Source organism: Streptomyces sp. SID486 (assembly GCF_009865385.1).
GTDB lineage: Bacteria > Actinomycetota > Actinomycetes > Streptomycetales > Streptomycetaceae > Streptomyces.
This window is the reverse complement of the sequence record NZ_WWJT01000470.1, coordinates 19,811-35,100: the sequence shown is the minus strand read 5'-3', so window position 1 is coordinate 35,100 and position 15,290 is coordinate 19,811. Positions and strand designations below refer to the sequence as shown.

At 68.9% G+C, this 15,290-nt stretch carries 16 protein-coding genes and 3 pseudogenes; 11 read left to right on the top strand and 8 right to left on the bottom strand.

Translation table 11 applies throughout. The features are described from left to right. Window positions 1-84 (top strand): annotated as a pseudogene (locus GT045_RS39935) (hydrophobic protein); the annotation flags it as partial. A 1,431-nt stretch (window positions 85-1,515) separates the two neighbouring features. Here the strand turns inward: GT045_RS39935 and GT045_RS22115 are convergent. Next, complete coding sequence (locus GT045_RS22115) at window positions 1,516-2,199, bottom strand: NAD(P)-binding domain-containing protein (RefSeq protein ID WP_202515927.1); 684 nt, start codon at window positions 2,197-2,199, stop codon at window positions 1,516-1,518. Between the two features lie 73 nt (window positions 2,200-2,272). On the opposite strand from GT045_RS22115, the gene GT045_RS22110 reads away from it, so the two are divergent. Continuing rightward, a complete protein-coding gene (locus GT045_RS22110; RefSeq protein ID WP_161335200.1) occupies window positions 2,273-2,653 on the top strand; it encodes a helix-turn-helix domain-containing protein in 381 nt (126 codons plus the stop codon). A 5-nt stretch (window positions 2,654-2,658) separates the two neighbouring features. Here the strand turns inward: GT045_RS22110 and GT045_RS39930 are convergent. Further along, window positions 2,659-3,157, bottom strand: a pseudogene (locus GT045_RS39930) (IS5 family transposase); the annotation flags it as partial. Continuing rightward, the gene (locus GT045_RS22100) at window positions 3,127-3,774 is read right to left on the bottom strand and encodes a TetR/AcrR family transcriptional regulator (RefSeq protein WP_161335199.1); all 648 of its coding nucleotides are present in this window, start codon (window positions 3,772-3,774) and stop codon (window positions 3,127-3,129) included. The gene GT045_RS22100 and the pseudogene GT045_RS39930, both read right to left, overlap by 31 nt. 54 nt (window positions 3,775-3,828) lie before the next feature. Between GT045_RS22100 and GT045_RS22095 the strand changes: the two genes are divergently transcribed. Beyond that, on the top strand, window positions 3,829-4,242 hold the full coding sequence (locus GT045_RS22095; protein WP_161335198.1) for a VOC family protein: 414 nt from the start codon (window positions 3,829-3,831) through the stop codon (window positions 4,240-4,242). 384 nt (window positions 4,243-4,626) lie between these two features. On the opposite strand, the pseudogene GT045_RS22090 reads toward GT045_RS22095, so the two are convergent. Continuing rightward, window positions 4,627-4,921, bottom strand: a pseudogene (locus GT045_RS22090) (LysR family transcriptional regulator); the annotation flags it as partial. Window positions 4,922-4,991: 70 nt separating this feature from the next. Between GT045_RS22090 and GT045_RS22085 the strand changes: the two are divergent. Continuing rightward, on the top strand, window positions 4,992-5,879 hold the full coding sequence (locus tag GT045_RS22085) for an SDR family NAD(P)-dependent oxidoreductase (RefSeq protein ID WP_161335197.1): 888 nt from the start codon (window positions 4,992-4,994) through the stop codon (window positions 5,877-5,879). Window positions 5,880-5,969: 90 nt separating this feature from the next. Further along, complete coding sequence (locus tag GT045_RS22080; protein ID WP_161335196.1) at window positions 5,970-6,899, top strand: SDR family NAD(P)-dependent oxidoreductase; 930 nt, start codon at window positions 5,970-5,972, stop codon at window positions 6,897-6,899. 16 nt (window positions 6,900-6,915) lie between these two features. On the opposite strand, the gene GT045_RS22075 is transcribed toward GT045_RS22080, so the two are convergent. Continuing rightward, on the bottom strand, window positions 6,916-7,272 hold the full coding sequence (locus GT045_RS22075) for an EthD domain-containing protein (RefSeq protein ID WP_345942716.1): 357 nt from the start codon (window positions 7,270-7,272) through the stop codon (window positions 6,916-6,918). Window positions 7,273-7,314: 42 nt separating this feature from the next. Here GT045_RS22075 and GT045_RS22070 point away from each other — a divergent pair, with 42 nt between their 5' ends. Further along, the gene (locus GT045_RS22070; protein WP_161293499.1) at window positions 7,315-7,944 is read left to right on the top strand and encodes a TetR/AcrR family transcriptional regulator; all 630 of its coding nucleotides are present in this window, start codon (window positions 7,315-7,317) and stop codon (window positions 7,942-7,944) included. Window positions 7,945-8,760: 816 nt separating this feature from the next. Further along, window positions 8,761-9,405, top strand: a complete 645-nt coding sequence (locus tag GT045_RS22065) for a M43 family zinc metalloprotease (RefSeq protein WP_161335195.1) — start codon at window positions 8,761-8,763, stop codon at window positions 9,403-9,405. A gap of 232 nt (window positions 9,406-9,637) precedes the next feature. Here GT045_RS22065 and GT045_RS22060 read toward each other — a convergent pair whose 3' ends face one another. Beyond that, the gene (locus tag GT045_RS22060; protein WP_161335194.1) at window positions 9,638-10,063 is read right to left on the bottom strand and encodes a DUF3592 domain-containing protein; all 426 of its coding nucleotides are present in this window, start codon (window positions 10,061-10,063) and stop codon (window positions 9,638-9,640) included. Window positions 10,064-10,578: 515 nt separating this feature from the next. On the opposite strand from GT045_RS22060, the gene GT045_RS22055 reads away from it, so the two are divergent. From GT045_RS22055 to GT045_RS22045, 3 genes are all read left to right on the top strand, one after another. Further along, window positions 10,579-10,950 (top strand): hypothetical protein, encoded by a 372-nt coding sequence (locus GT045_RS22055; RefSeq protein WP_161293493.1) that lies wholly within the window; start codon window positions 10,579-10,581, stop codon window positions 10,948-10,950. Between the two features lie 409 nt (window positions 10,951-11,359). Next, window positions 11,360-12,412 carry a hypothetical protein gene (locus GT045_RS22050; protein WP_161293491.1) on the top strand — a complete coding sequence of 351 codons (1,053 nt, stop codon included), beginning with the start codon at window positions 11,360-11,362 and terminating at the stop codon, window positions 12,410-12,412. Window positions 12,413-12,807: 395 nt separating this feature from the next. Next, a complete protein-coding gene (locus tag GT045_RS22045; protein WP_161335193.1) occupies window positions 12,808-13,422 on the top strand; it encodes a GNAT family protein in 615 nt (204 codons plus the stop codon). Between the two features lie 58 nt (window positions 13,423-13,480). Here the strand turns inward: GT045_RS22045 and GT045_RS40500 are convergent, their stop codons facing one another. Beyond that, window positions 13,481-13,606, bottom strand: coding sequence for a hypothetical protein (locus GT045_RS40500; protein WP_272926878.1), 126 nt, complete (start codon window positions 13,604-13,606; stop codon window positions 13,481-13,483). A 100-nt stretch (window positions 13,607-13,706) separates the two neighbouring features. Between GT045_RS40500 and GT045_RS22040 the strand changes: the two genes are divergently transcribed. Continuing rightward, window positions 13,707-14,132, top strand: coding sequence for an endonuclease/exonuclease/phosphatase family protein (locus GT045_RS22040; RefSeq protein ID WP_161335192.1), 426 nt, complete (start codon window positions 13,707-13,709; stop codon window positions 14,130-14,132). Between the two features lie 510 nt (window positions 14,133-14,642). On the opposite strand, the gene GT045_RS22035 is transcribed toward GT045_RS22040, so the two are convergent. Continuing rightward, window positions 14,643-15,209 carry a dihydrofolate reductase family protein gene (locus tag GT045_RS22035; RefSeq protein WP_161335191.1) on the bottom strand — a complete coding sequence of 189 codons (567 nt, stop codon included), beginning with the start codon at window positions 15,207-15,209 and terminating at the stop codon, window positions 14,643-14,645. Window positions 15,210-15,290: the final 81 nt, after the last annotated feature.

Here is a 15,290-nt window from a genome sequence, read left to right as displayed (position 1 = left end):
ATCGTGCTCGTCGTGTGGCTGCTGGGCTTCGTCGTCCGCACGGCGGACAGTGGCGGCCGTAAGGGTCGCTGGTACCGCTGGTAGACGCATCCACACCCGGCGCGAGCTGCGCGCCACGCGCGTAAGGCGTTTTTGGGGCCCCGGCCGGACATGGCCGGGGCCCCAAACGCGTGCACCCGCCTGGTGGTTGGGAGGCATCGGGCTTATCGGACGCACCGCAGGGTACGTGAACGATGCAACGGCCCCGCAGGCCCAGCAGTGGAACCCTGCTCCTCCTGTCTGCGGGGCCGCTGCCTGCCCCGCGCGACGCACCATCGCCTTCGCCCCTTGACTGACCAACCCGGTAAACGAGTTCTCCGCCTGCGGCTCCCTCTCGCCCCCACGCCGGCTACGCCGCGGTTCCCGGCCCGGCTTCCCACGGGTCCCCGCGGGGCCGGGTCAGCCCGTCATCCGTGACCAGCCGACGCTCCGGCTCCGCCGCGTCGAGTTCCCAGTAGTGCAAGCACTCCTCGCACCGGATCCCGTCGATCAGCACCTCATCCTCCCCGTTCGGGCAGTCCGTGCCGTCCCCGCGCCCTGCGCACACTTCCCCAGTAGGCTCCATGCGTTCGACCGTGCGACGCCTGGCCGGAGTGCGGGCAGAGAGCGTGACCGGCGCACAGGCGCTCGTCCCCGGCAACCCGTCCCAGCACCCGCAAACAGCCCCACGAAGCGTCCTCTACTTTCGCCTCCGCTCGAGCGGAGGCGAAAGTACGCTGTCGAGGATCCGGCGGACGCCCTGATCATCCTGTCCGTCAACGGCCGCGCCGACGAGGTCGGTTCCGTGATGAGCGCCAGCATCAGAATCTGCTGCCCACCACTGGCAACAGTCGATCGCCGCGTCGGGTAGGAGGAGTCATCGAGACAGTCCGCCAAATTCGGCTACAGCGTCCTGATCATTGCCGAGCCCTTGCCAGCGAACTTCACGCACTCGCCGACCGGTTCAGTCCTACGGCAGGATCGCCGCAGGTGGCGAGTTCGACGAAGTGGTCGAGAACTTCTCTGATGGGGGAGCCCGACCGAGGTTGGGGAAGCCTGACCGGACCCTTCTGGTTGGCCAATGCCGGGGGCGGAGCGGCCTGTGCCCCCGCGACGCCCACCGCGTCAACGATCTGGTCACCCAGCTCCGCTCCGGTCCGCGACCAAGGAGACACCTTCTGATCGTCGAACACGACCGTGACGTGATCACCAATGTCGACCACATCATCGACATCGTCCCTGGCCCCGGCACTGGTAGCGGACTGCATCTTCCAGGGCACCGCGGCCCGACTGCGCCACGCCCAGACCCCACCGGCCGCCAACGCAGGACCGCCATCCCGCTCAAGGCCGGCGTGCGTACCCCCGCCGGCAACCTGAAGACCACCGATGTGTACCTGCACAACCTCAAGAACGTCAGCGTCGAGACCCGCACCGGCGTCCTGACCGTCGTCACGGGCGTGGCGGCCACCCGCGACAACGACCAGGTCCTAAGAATCCCTAACGGAAAGCCCTCGTGCCGCCGTCCGTTTCCTCTTGGCTCGGTCCGGCTGCGTATGCCAGCGGCGGCGCGATTGCTTGCGCATCCGCCCCTTCGCCTACCCACAGGGCGATGAACAGCGCGGCGGTCGCTTCCAGGAGTCCTGCCCGTTCGAGACCGCCTCCAGCAACGGGTTCGCAGCCCACGTCCTGCACCAACTCGCGTACACGCGCGATGGCCGTCTCGTCGTCCCCGCAGATGGGCACGGCCAGTGGTCGCCCGTCGAAGACGGGCGGCCGCATGCGCCACACGTCCTCGTGGCAGAGGTTGAAAGCCTTGACCACGTGGGCTCCCGGTGCCGCCGCGGCAAGTCGCTGCGCGGCCGAGGGGCCTCCTTCCGTCAGCAGCCGGAAGCCCGGCCCGACCGGGTTGGAGCAGTCGAGCAGCACCTTGCCCTCCAGGGCTGCGTGCAGGTCCCGCGCCACGTCTACTCCCGCTCCGAAGGGCAACGCGGCCAGTACCACCTGACCGGACTCGGCCGCCGCGTACAGACTGGCAGGCTTCACGTTCCCTCCGATGCGTGTCGCGAGCCGCTCCGCCTTGTGTGCGTCCCGTCCCCCGATGATCACCTCGTGCCCGGCCCGCACCCAGTGGGTGGCGAGCGCGTCAGCCATGTTGCCCGTTCCCAGTACGCCGATTCTCATCACGCGTTCCTCTCCGTACCTGCTTTGACGGTTCGTACCGACGCTAGAAGGCCGTTCGGGCACCATTTGGTACGTGACTACCGACGCCTTCCTCGCCGACTGCCGTGCCCGCCTCGCCTTCGACCTGCTCTCCAACACCTGGAACGCCGTGGTGCTCTGGGCGCTGCGCGACGGCCCCAGGCGCCCGGTCGAACTGCGGGAGCGGATCGGGGGCATCAGCTCGAAGGTCCTCACCGAGACTCTGCGGCGGCTGCAGTTCAACGGACTGGTCGATCGGCAGGCACACCCCGACGCAACCTCCCGGATCGAGTACCAACTCACCGCTCTGGGAAGGACCTTGTTGGCGCCCATCGACGCCGTCGGCGCATGGGCCTTCGAGCACGGCGATGAGGTGATGGCCGCCCAGGAAGCAGCAGGCGCTCCCGACCTGCAGTCCGCTCGTTCAACTTGCTAGATGGGTCAACGGCGTGAGCGCAGACGTCGCCAGCAGATGAGTGCACACCCCAGGGTGAGGTAGGGCTTCGTGGATGTCGTCGCGGATCTCCCAGCGGATCCGCAGGCGGCGGAACCAGTGCAGATGGGCGAACGCGCGCTCCACGAGCCAGCGTTGAGTGCCCAGACCTGATCCGTGCTCGGTGCCGTGGCGGGCGTTCAGCGGCTTCACACCGAGGTGCCTGACCATGCGGCGGTACTTGTCGTGAGTAGCCGCGGTCGCCCGACACCACGTCCGGCCTGCGCCGAGGCCGGCCTCGCTTGCCCCGCACCCGCGGCACCGCTTCGAGCAACGGGATGAGCTGGGTGACATCGTTGCGTTGCCACGGGGCAGGGTGGCGGCGAGCGGGATCCCGGTGGCGTCGGTGATCAGGGGGTGCTTGCTGCCGGTTCTGCCTCGGTCAACTGGGCTTCGGCCCGTCTTGGCCCCCCCCTTCAACACCCGGATGTGGGAGCCGTCGACGGCCGCTCGGGAAGGTCGGCGACCTGGCCCGTGATTTCCCGCGCCGTGCGGGCAGCCTTCTTCTCGGTGTCCGTGAGGGCCGCACTGCCCATGCCGAACAGTCCCTGCCTCAGGAACACTGCCAGGCCGTGTGCGGCGGCGGCGACCCGAAGCAGCAGGTCGAATGCGGCGTCCGGGGTCGGGGCGAGCTGTCGGGCCACCGGCAGCAAGAGGCCGGCCACCTCGTCGCCCGTCGAGGCAAGTTCGGCGAAGCGGGATTTGTCGAGGCCCGCGTTGAAGGTGACATCGAACAGGGCGGGTTCCTCGGCGGCGAATCTGACGTATGCCGCCGCAAATGATGCCAGTTGTTCGACGGGGTCCTCGTCGGCGTTCATGGCCGCGGCGAAGCGCGTCCGCTGCTCGCGGTAGCCCTGCGTGGCGAGTTCCGCCAGCAGCGCGTCCCGGTCGGTGAAGTGCTTGTACGGCGCCGCCACGCTCACTCCGGCTCGGCGGCTCGCCTCCGCCAGGGTGAAGCCGTGGGGGCCTCGCTCGCCGACCAGTTCCAAGGACGCCTGCAGGAGGGCGTTGCGCAGGTTGCCGTGATGATGGCCGACCGGACGACGCGTCGCGGGAGGAGTCATGCTCGTAGGTTAACATCGCTTACCAGGTGAATCGTATTAACCAAGGGAGTCGTCATGCCCGTTGCCCGGTTTCACCACGTCAACCTCTCGGTCGCGGACATCGCCGCACAGGAAGCCTGGTACGCCGCCGCTTTGGGACTCACGCAGGTGGAGGAGCGCGTGGAGATGCCAGAAGCCGGAGTGCGTACCGTCGTAGTGAGCAATGCGGCTGGCCTGCGGGTGGAGTTTGTCGAGCGGTCCGGCTCGCGCCCCGTCCTGCACACCGACGCCTTCGCCGCCACTGCCGTGCAGACCTTCACCCACTTGGCGCTCCAAGTCCCGGATCTTGACGTCGAATTCGTCCGCCTGACGCAGGACTGCGGTGCTGCTGCGGTGTCGCCGCCGGCGCCTGGCGTCAGCGACGGCATGCGGTACGCGTACGTAGCCGACCCGGAGGGCAACCTGCTGGAGCTGATCGAGACGACGTGATCAGGAAGGGCGAGCGTCGCGCCACGGACCTCATGCGGAGGGCAGGGGAATGCGGGCGCCGAGTGCCGCCGCACGTAGCACGGTGTCACCCGTGTCATGGCCGGGGGCGGCGGCGAGGCGTGCCAGGAGCCGGCGCCGTTGCTTCTTGCGGGCCGCCGCCGACGCGGAGGGCACGCACTCCGGGGTGTGTGGCGGGGGACGGTGCCGGCGCTCGGCACCCATCCCATCGGCACCCATCCCATCGGCACCCACCCCGTCGCCACCCATCCCAGTCGGATCATTACGGACTGATCCGGCAGGCGGGCATTCTCAGGGACCGCTCCAGCAAACCGGGCCATTCTCAGGAACCGCTCCGGCAGGCCGGACGAATCTCAGGAACCGCTCCGGCAGGCCGGACACCTCCCAGGCGGTCACGGAGATCTCATCGAGCACGACCGCCGTCCGGCGCATGACGACCCGGCCCGCCGACGTGAGCCGCCCCCTGTCACGCCGCCGCTCCAGCAGTTCCGCGCCGGCCGTCGACTCGATCGTGGTGATCTGCCGGGCCAACGCGGACTGCGTGCAAGCCGAGCACTGCGTGCAAGCCGAGCGAGGCCGCCGCTGCCGCGGTGAACGATCCCTGGTCGGCGCCGGCGCGCAGGGCGCACAGCACGGCCGGTGGCACATCCGTGCAGTCCATGACGTTTCCGCATACTACGTGTGCCGAACTTTCGTTGGACTCATGGACTGAGGATTCCTAGCGTTGACGTATGACCACTTCACGCATCGCCCTCGTCACGGGGGCCAACCAAGGGCTCGGCCGGGCCTTCGCCGAAGGACTGGCGGCCCGCATGGACCCGCAGGACCTGGTCCTGCTCACCGGCCGTAACCGGCAGCGCGTGGCGGACGCCGCCCGGGAGGTCACCCGGTTGCCCGCCACCTGCTCCCGCGTCGAGGGTCGGGTCCTCGACGTCACGGACGGCGACGCCATCGTCCGTCTGGCCGACGAACTGCGGGCCCGGTACGGAGGGGTGGACGTCGTCATCTCCAACGCTGTCACCCGAGTGCTCCCCGGGGAGTCACAGGCCGAGCGGGCCGACGAGTTCATCGACGTCTCCAACACCGCGACGCACGCGATCCTGCGCTCCTTCGGCCCCGTGCTGCGCCCGGGCGGCCGACTCCTCGTCGTGGCCAGCAGTCTGGGCACACTCGGTCACCTCGACGGCCGACTTCACCACCTTTTTAACGGGGCGAGCCTGGACCAGGTCGAGTACGCGGTGGAGTCGTGGCGCAGTGCCATCCACCACAACACCGCGCAGGAGGCGGGCTGGCCACTGTGGCTGAACGTGCCCTCGAAGGTGGCCCAGGTCGCCGCCGTTCGTGCCGTCGCGGCCGAACGCCGTGCGCGTGACCTCGCCGACGGCACGCTCGTCGCCGCCGTGTGCCCCGGCATGGTCGACACCGCGACCTCGCGCCCCTGGTTCAGCGACTACAGCCAGGCCCAGCCGCCCGCCAGGGCCGCCGAGGCCGTCCTCGATCTGGTCTTCGCCGAGCACGTCGATCCCGGGCTTTACGGCGAGTTGGTGCGCTTCGGCAAGGCCCTGCCCTGGCACGACGGCACGCCTCCCGTCGAACAGGACGGACTGCTCGTCCCCTGAACGCCGCCTGCAGGCGTCCGTCCTCAGCGCCCACGGGCGCGCCAGGACCCAGTTGTCCGGCAAGCAGCCTTTTCAGTAAGGAGTCCCCTGATGAGTGCCCTCAGCACCCCGTTCCATTTTTCCAGCACCGCAGGCGAAGTCGTCGCGGGGATCGATCTCACCGGCCGTCGTGCGGTGATCACCGGCGCCTCTTCGGGTATCGGGGCGGAGACGGCGCGCGCCCTGGCGGCCACCGGCGCGGCCGTCACCCTCGCAGTGCGGGACGTGGAGGCCGGCGAACGGGTCGCCAAGGACATCACCCGGTCGACCGGCAACCAGGACCTGCGGGCCGTGCGCCTCGACCTGACCGATCCCGCGTCCATCGCGGCCTTCATCGCCGCCTGGCAGGGTCCGCTGCACATCCTGGTGAACAACGCGGGCGTCATGGCCTGCCCCGAGCAGTACACGAAGCACGGCTGGGAGTGGCAGTTCGCCACCAACCACCTGGGCCACTTCGCCCTTGCCACCGGCCTGCACGAGGCGCTGGCTGCCGACGGCAACGCCCGCGTCGTGGTGGTCAGTTCGACCGGTCACCAGCAGTCGCCGATCGTGTGGGACGACATCAACTTCGCCTTCCGCCCGTACGATCCGTGGCTGGCCTACGGTCAGTCCAAGACCGCGAACGTCCTGTTCGCGGTGGAGGCGACCCGCCGCTGGGTCGACGACAACATCACCGCCAACGCCCTGATGCCGGGCGCCGTCTACACGAACCTGCAGCGGCACACCGGGGGCCGGGGCAGCGGCCGCGTTCCCGCCGAGCTGATCAAGACCGTCGAGCAGGGTGCCGCCACGTCGGCGCTCCTCGCCACCTCGCCGCTGCTCGAAGGCGTCGGCGGCCGCTACTTCGTCGACTGCAACGAAACTGAGGTCGTCGACCGGCGCTCCGGCACGCTGGACGGTGTCGCCCGCTACGCACTCGACCCGCAAGGCGCGCGGCGCCTCTGGGACCTGTCGCAGGATCTCCTGACCGGCGCCGCGTGATCACGGTGTGTCCCGGCTAGACCAGTTGCACCTGCCGGTCGAGGACCGCCGAATGGATGCCGGTCGACGCCTCCCGCATATAGGCGCCGCGCAGTTCGTGCGCCCGCTGGTACTCCGGGGTCGCGAGTGCCTCGCGCATGGCGGACCGCGAGTCGAAGCTGATCCGCACGATGGCGTCGATGGGCTGCTCCACGCCGTCGTTCGCCGCATCGGTCAGGAAGTACTGCACGTACTCCTTCACCTGGGGTAGCGCCGCGTAGGTCGGTCCGTATTCGTGTTCCATGAAGTGGCGGAAGTCCGCCGTGGAAACCTCGGGCCGCTTCCGGATCACCGTCATGAGCGTGAGCATCGTCGTCTCCACCTTCCTGAACACCCGTTCATTGCAGCTTACAATGAACGGGTGTTCAATGGCGCGGTGACCAGATCCCGAGAAACCGCCGCCGCCAGGGACAGCCGCGACCTGCGGGCTGAACTCGTCGCAGCCGCAGTGGCGATGCTGACGCAGCCCCAGCCTGTCGCCGTGCCGTCCCTGCGCTCGATCGCGCGCGCCTGCCGGGTCGCTCCGTCGGCTGTCTACTGGCACTTCCCCTCAGAAGCCGACTTGCGGTCCGCCGTACTCGACACCGAGTACGCCTCCCTGATCAAGGCTGTCGAGGCGGCACTGGACAGCGCACCGGAGGACGCCGACCGGCTGGTCGTCGCGGGTGACGCGTACATCGCCTGGGCCCTGGAACACCCCGGCGCCTACCAGCTGTTGTTCGAGAGCGACGACGAGGTCCCGGCCACCCGCGCCGCACACGGGCCCCGCCTGCAGCAGCGCATCGTGGAGCTCGCCCGCCGCGTCGACCCGAAGGCCCCCTTCGCCGCGGCGCTCCTCCTGTGGTCGGCCTGGCACGGCATCGTCTCCCTGCGCCTGCACAAGACCGAATGGGACTGGGGTATGACACCCCACGAGGCCAATCGACGCCTGATCTCGGCCCTCGCACCGCACCACTCCTCCCAGGAACCGCCCACCGGGAACGGCTCCCCGCACCATGCCCCCTGACCGGCACCCCGCCGACCCTTCGGCGCCGGTGTGCTCCATCAGCCGTATCGAGCACGCTAGTAGAGCCGGCTACGGGGTCGTTCCGGGCGCGGCACCCGTGCTCAACAGTGGGGAAGCAACCTGGCATGTCGGCTGGCCGCCATTCCGCGACTGTGACCCGCGGTGGTGATGTCCGAAGACCGCCCGCCGAGGGCAGCCGCGGAAAGCAACGGTGCGGACAGCACTACCCCAGGCCGAGCACGGTCACCGGAACCGCTCCGCCCGCACCGGCTTACCGCAAGGACTTGTGCAGACGACCGCGGAAAGCCTGGGCAGGTCCGTGGCCCCGCGATCGGGTGCGTTACTGCGGGCGAGTGACTGTTGCCGATGCCTCCGGCCACCATGCGGCTGCCGTCGTTAGCGTCACCTTGCCGGGCGAGCATCGTCTGGGCGCGCCGCGCCTGCGCTCCGCCACTCCGGGGTTCGCCCGGAACCGGTTGTACGAGGCTGCCGGGCGTGCGATCCGCATGCCCGGCGACATGGACTCACACGAGGGATGGTGGCGTGAAGGTTACGCGAATGCTCCGCCGCGGGATGGCTCTGTCGGGGCTGCTGGCTGCCTGCCTGGTCGTCCCGGCCGGTCCCGGCGCCGCAGGTACGGCTCACGCCTGTGTCACCCGTTCGGCGGCGGAAACCGGCGAAAGCGGCGCCGCTCGCGCGGCTGCCATCGTCAGCAGGGAACCGGCCGCAGCTGTGCGGCGGGATGTCCCGCAGCAGCCGAACGCCCAGCCGGCACAAGGGCGCAAGGCGGCGTACAGGACAGCGGTCGTCTGGAATGTGTTCTACGACGAGAAGACGGGGGAGGGGAACGTCTCCGACGAGGTCCTCCAAGAGCAGTTGAGGGTCGTAAATAACGCCTTCAACCCGATCGGGCTGTCCTTCCAGACCTTCCAGGTGCGTCGGCACGCCGTGTCCGGCTCCGTGCTCCACGGCGTTGTCCCTGGCAGCCAGAACGAGGCGTACGTCAAGCGAACACACGTGGGCAACGAGCAGTACCTCAACATCTGGCTGGTCGGCCCCAACCCCGACTTCGCCTCCAGTTGGGCCACCTACCCATGGGACTACAGCGCCCGGCCCGGAGACGACGGCGTGGTGCTCCAGAACGACACGTTGCCCGGCGGTACCCGCCCCCACTACGACCAGGGCAAGACGGCAGTCCATCAGATCGGGCACTGGGCCGGCCTGTGGAGCACCTACCACAACGGCTGTGCCGGGTTCGGCGACTACGTCGACGACACCCCGGCCGAAGCGACCCCGGCCGTGGGCTGCCCCACCGGCCGCGACACCTGTCAGGCGCGGGGCACCGACCCGATCCACAACTACATGGACGACTCCTACGACGACTGCCGCACCCACTTCACACCGGGCCAGTACGACCGCATCCGCGGAGTCCTGTCCCACTACCGCGACATCGACCTCTAGGCACACCGTGCCACCAGTCGCCTGGTCCGCGATGCGGCGGCGGTGAGCGTGGCGCGCGTACCCGGCGCGGCGCGACCTCGTTCCGCGCGACAACCAGCCGATTCACCCGCTACCGGTGAGCACCCGAGCCCGATCGGCGGCCGGCGGCGGAACCGGGGGAGCGTGCGATGGCGCGGGCCCACAGGGGCCGGTTCACGCCCGGCCCCTTGGGCGGCGAGGGGCCCAAAGGGGATCAAAATGTGAACAGCAGGACCAGGAGGACCGACAACGCGCCTGCTGTGAGCACCGCCCCCACCCCGGCGAATACCAGGTAGAACGTCTTGGAATCCCACCCTCGGACCTCGAAGCGGTGGGGATTCTCCGCGTCGTACAGCACCGTGACGGAGCTACCGATTCCGAAGCCGGGGAGAACTGTGCCGCGGCCGAACGTGGAGCGGTATGTGCACTCGCCCCCGTCCCGGGTCGTCCAGGCTACGACCGGGTGGTGGTACTTTCCTCCGTCGTCGTCCCGCCTGGTCTCGTGACGCACGACTCGCCCCACCGCAGTGAGTCCGCTGCGGCGAAGCGCGCTGGCGCGGCGGAGTCCGTACACGGCAACACCAAGGAAACTCACTCCGATCAGCAACGGTATAAGCAGAAAAAGCCATTCGCGTTCCATGTGGTGTCCGACGTCTCAACTACCTCATTGGTTGCCGCGATAGGTGTCCCACTTCTCTGCTGCTCCCGCCCGCGCGCCGTCCTTCCGGCCGGCTCCCACAGCAGCACCTGGAAACCTTCGTGATCAACATGGACCTGGGCAACACCGACGACCGTGAGTGTTCGCGCGACACGGGTGGCAACGGCGTCTACCGAGAGACCTCCGACGGCGCGTAAGGAACGAATGTCGCCGCACCGTCACTTCGCCGAACACGGCGAAGGTCGAGTGCCGGCACGAGGGCGACGGCAACCTGGTCCCGCGCACGGACGGCACCGGCGGTCTGCGCCGGCCGGCTCAGAGCTGGTGGTGGGGGCGCCCGAGGGCGGGCGTCGAGCGCGTGTTGAGTGCGGGTGCTCTGGGTTCCTCACATCCGGGTGTTTGGCCCTGGATGTAGCGGTCTGGGGGGTGCGGGCCGGGCAGGGTGGGTCGCGATGAGATTCCGGTCGTCGGGGTCTCACCGAACATGAAGGAGCACGATGCGAGGCTTGAAGACTCTGGGGGCGGGCGCGCTGGCAGTGGCCCTGGTGTCGGGTGTCGGGTGGGCGGCACAGGCATCGGACACCCAGGCGCCGGCGAAGCCGGAGGCGGCTCGTGCGGCGGCCGCGGCGGTCGACGGGTACCAGGTGGTGAAGCTGCCGAACGCGAACGTGCCGAACTTCCAGCGGCGGACGGTGTACTGTCCGGCCGGGAAGGTCGCCGTCGGCGGCGGCGCGGAGGCGCAGGGCGCTGACGCGATCCTCGTCGGTTCATTCCCGACGGACGACGGACGCGGCTGGATCGCCCTTGGACGGCAGAACGCGTACAGCAGCGTCGGCATCTCGGTCTACGCGATCTGCGCCAACCACTGACCACCCTGCCCCTCTCCTGCACCCCGCCCCGTCCTCCTAGGGGGCGGGGTGCACTGCGATGGACTTCCGCAGGGCGCTCCCCGCCTTCCCCGACTGCGCCAGGACTCAGCCGGGCGATGACCCCGCCGCGAACCACCCACTGTCGAAGTCATGGTGCTGGGCCGCTTGTCCGGCGTGTGCCGCGCGAGACCGCTGCGGCAATCACATCCGCGTCTGTGGCCTTCGAGCGGGTCCCCGCCCGTGCGTCTCGCCCGCACCGCCGTCCTGGCCACCGCGCTCACCACTCTCCGCACCCCCACAATCGCTTGACCGGACTCGGGGGCGCCTGCTGACAGTAGGGAAGCTGTGCGGTGTCAGCTGACGTATATCGGTACGCCCGTTGTCAGACGCTGCTGGCAGCATCCCTGCCATGAACGCCATCTTCACCACCCCACCGCGGCCGTTCGACGTCACCGCGCTCCTCCCTCAACTGGCCCCGCTGGCGCGTACGGCGACCCGGCTGCACCCGCGGCCGGGAACGCCGACCGTGTACGACAGTTCCGTCGGCGGGCCACTCCTGTGGCCCGCCGACGAGCCGTGGCCCCATTGCGTAGAGCCGCACGACAGTGAAGCGGCAGACGAGATGCACTCTCCGGATGAGATCCGGATCCTGCGTCGCATCCACGCGGCAGCGGCCGAGCGACGGCTCCGCGACCCCCAGGCACCCGCGATCACGCCCGAGGAACGGGAGATCGAGCAGCGGCTCCGCGAGGGCCACCCGTGGTTCGACGGCCCGATTCCCATGATCCCCGTGGCCCAGCTCTACGCCCGCGACGTCCCTCTCCCGGCCAGCCCTCCCGGAGCCGACCTTCTCCAGGTCCTGTGGTGCCCTTGCGACCACGAGGAGTTCGCACACCCCCGAACCGCCCTCTTCTGGCGTTCCTCCGCCTCCGTCACCGACGTCCTCGAGGCCCCGCCCGAGCCGCCCGTGGTCCAGTTCGACTGGTACCTGCCGGAACCGTGCGTGCTCGCACCGGAACAGATCACCGAATACCCCAGCCCCCTGGAGCTGAGCAAGGAACTGCAGCAGCGGTTGGGCGACGTGAACCTGTGGGAGACAGCCGGATTCGCGTGGGACAGCACCGGCGCGACGGACCCGCAGGAGTTCTACTTCCGCAACCTGTGCCACGCTCCCGGGTGGAAGACCGGTGGCTGGACCCGCTGGGGCCTGACCGACCCCATGCCCCGCCCGTGCCACGAATGCGGCACCGAGACGACCCCGCTCCTCACCATCGCGTCCTCGGAATGGAACTCCGGCAGCAAGAGCTGGATGCCCGAGGAGGAACGGACGAACCCGACTCCGCTCCTCCTCGGTACCCCGCCCTCGAACTTCACTCTCCTCGACATCGCCGGCGCCTACAGCCTGCAACTCCACGTCTGCCCCGCGGCCCCGGAGCATCCCCACATCGAACTGGTCCAGTGAGCCCTCACGGAAGTGCTTCGCGTCGACGCGTACACCGCGATCGGCACCGCGGTCGACTCTCAAGTCAGTGCCTTGGCCAACTACCAGATGATGCAAATGACGGGCCCTAGTAGTGCTTCGTCAGGTTCTGGGGCGGTTCGGGTGGTGAGGGGTCGGCCGCAGGTGGTGCAGATGCCGGTCCAGCACTTCAGCAGGTCCTGGATGACGGGCCAACCGGTCCAGCTGGGGTACGCGCCGACCCGCCAGCCGGGAGCGATCGACAGGTCGTACTGGTAGCTGCGCGAGCATCGGGACCGTGTTCCGCTGCCTGGGCGTCGTCCCACGCGTCGATCCGCGCGATCAGGCGGTGGTCCGGCTGGCCTGTGCATCGTGCCTTGCTCGTGATCGAATGGCGGATGACTTCGTTCTGGACTGGTAGGCGGGTGCGTCTGCGTGGTGTCGAGCCTGAGGACTGGACGGCGTTCATGGGCTTCGCCGTCGACGAGGAGCGGTCGGGAGACCTGCTGTATCCGCCTCGGTCTGCCGAGGGGTTTCGCGCCTGGACGAAGGAACAGGCGGTCGCGAAGGCCGATGGCGACTGTTTCAGCCTGGCCGTCGAAGCCCTGGACACGGGACAGATCGTCGGGGCTGTCGGCTCACACTTCGCAGATCCGCGTGCGGGCCGGTTCGAATACGGCATCACGATGGGTGCCGGGCACCGACGCAAGGGCTACGCGACAGAGGCGGTGGTGATGCTCCTGCGCTTCATGTTCGCCGAGCGGCGCTACCACAAGTGCGAGGCGCGGATCTTCGGGTGCAACGAGGCATCGCTGGCAATGCATCGCCGTCTCGGCTTCACCGAGGAGGGGCACCTGCGCGATCACGTGTTCTTCGCCGGCCGACACCACGATCTCGTCGTGATGGGCATACTCGCTGACGAGTTCGTGCAGCTGCACGGCTCCACCGTGGTGACTCCGTGTACGTCCCCCGGGTCGGTGGTATCAGGTGCGGCCGGGGCGTCGGGACCGTAGGTGGCCGGCCTCCTGGTCCCCGGACGGTGCCGCATGGCCGAGCTGAGCGGCGTCGACATCAGCCGCGCTTTCGCGCCTGTTCGAGTTGTCTGCGGGGCGAGTTGGCCTGACGGGTCGGCGCGGCGGTGACCGGCGCATGCGAGGCGATCAGCACGGCCCTCGGGACGGGGTCAGAGTCGGCCACGAAGGGAGCGTCGACGGCTTCGAGTGTGGATGACACGCCGGAGACTCCCAACGGGATGTTCTTGAAGGCGTGATAGGGAGGAGGAGGTTCATTCGCACAAATGCGCTCAGAGAAGGGTGAGTTGATGCGTCTTCTCCGCCTCACCCGGCACAACGGCATGGGTGCCCGGCAGCCGGGCGAAACGCCGCGATCACGCACGGTCGTGTCTGCCTTCGTGGCGTTTCTGCTGGCCTGCGCCGCTGTCGCCGCCTCGACGGGTACGGCACAGGCGGCCTCGCCGGACAGCCACAGGCCGGCGACCTGGAACATGAATCAGAGCAGGGCCCGCTGGGCGAAGGTCACCGAGTTGGCACGCACTCACGACGTGGTCGCCCTGCAGGAAGTCCCCGCCACCCCGTCGACCGGCGCCACCCACCAGGGTTCGGTCAACGGCGTCGAGCACTACGTGTGGCAGACGGGCGGCGAAGAGCGCCAGCTGTACATCCTGCGAACGCCCAGCCGGAACCTCGGAATGGTTGCTCGGTGATTCCGATGCGAGACGCCTTGCGCCAAGTCTGACGATCGCGTCCGATGAAAGCAGCGGAGACATAGACCCCTGTGGCTCAGCGACGGACCGGCCACGATCGAGCCGTGGACACGAGTGCACCTCTCCACGCCGCACCTCAGCGTCTCCACGCCGCAGGTCAGCCTCGCCTAGCCTCCAGTGGACGAACGCGAGGGTCTCCTCGTCGCGGCCGAGCACTTCGCCTCCTGCCCGGACAACGTTCGGCAGGGCAGCGGGCCGTGCACACTGGACGCACACGCTGGACGGATCACTGGTGCCCACCATCGGGGATGCTGGCGGGACAGATTCGCTCCCCGAATCACTGGTGCCCCCACCGGGAATTCTGATGGGACAGATCCGCTACCCGGATGACGTTCGACCGGGAAGTCTCGTCGGAGGGTTCCCCTGACCGAGGCGGCCGGCGGCGGAGCGGATCGGCCGGCGTTGCCCACCCGCGGAGCTCATGACCCGTGAACCCCGCACCGGCGGCACTCAACGCCTCGTCTCGTACCTCGTCAGGGTCACGCCGCCGGGGAACGTCCGCGTCTCCACCAGGTTCAGGTTCACCCAGCTGTCCAGCGCGGTGAAGAACGGCGTGCCGCCGCCCACCAGGACCGGATGGGAGGCGATCACGTACTCGTCGATCAGCCCGGCGCGCATGGCCGCCCCGGCAAGCGTTGCGCCGCCGATGTTCATCGGTCCACCGTCCTCGGCCTTGAGCCGGGTGATCTCGGCGATCGCGTCGCCAGCGACCAGGCGGGTGTTCCAGTCGACCTTGTCGATCGTCGAGGAAAACACCACCTTCGGCGTGTCCCGCCAGTTCCGCGCGAACTCGATCTCCGCCGGGGTGGCGTTCGGCTGCTGGTCGCCGGTCGGCCAGTAGGAGCTCATCGTCTCCCATAGCTTGCGCCCGTACAGCGACAGGCCACTCGCCCGCTCGTGGTCGAGCCACCACTGGAACAGCTCGTGGCTCGGCGGTCCGCTCCAGCCGATGTCGTCGCCGGCCGCGGCGATGTAACCGTCCAGAGTCAGGTTCATACCGTAGATCAGTTTCCGCATGGCCCAGCCTTCCGTCCGTGGGTGCCCCGGCGTATGGACCAGCATGGCTCGGGAAACTCATCGGTGAGCGACCTGGGCTGA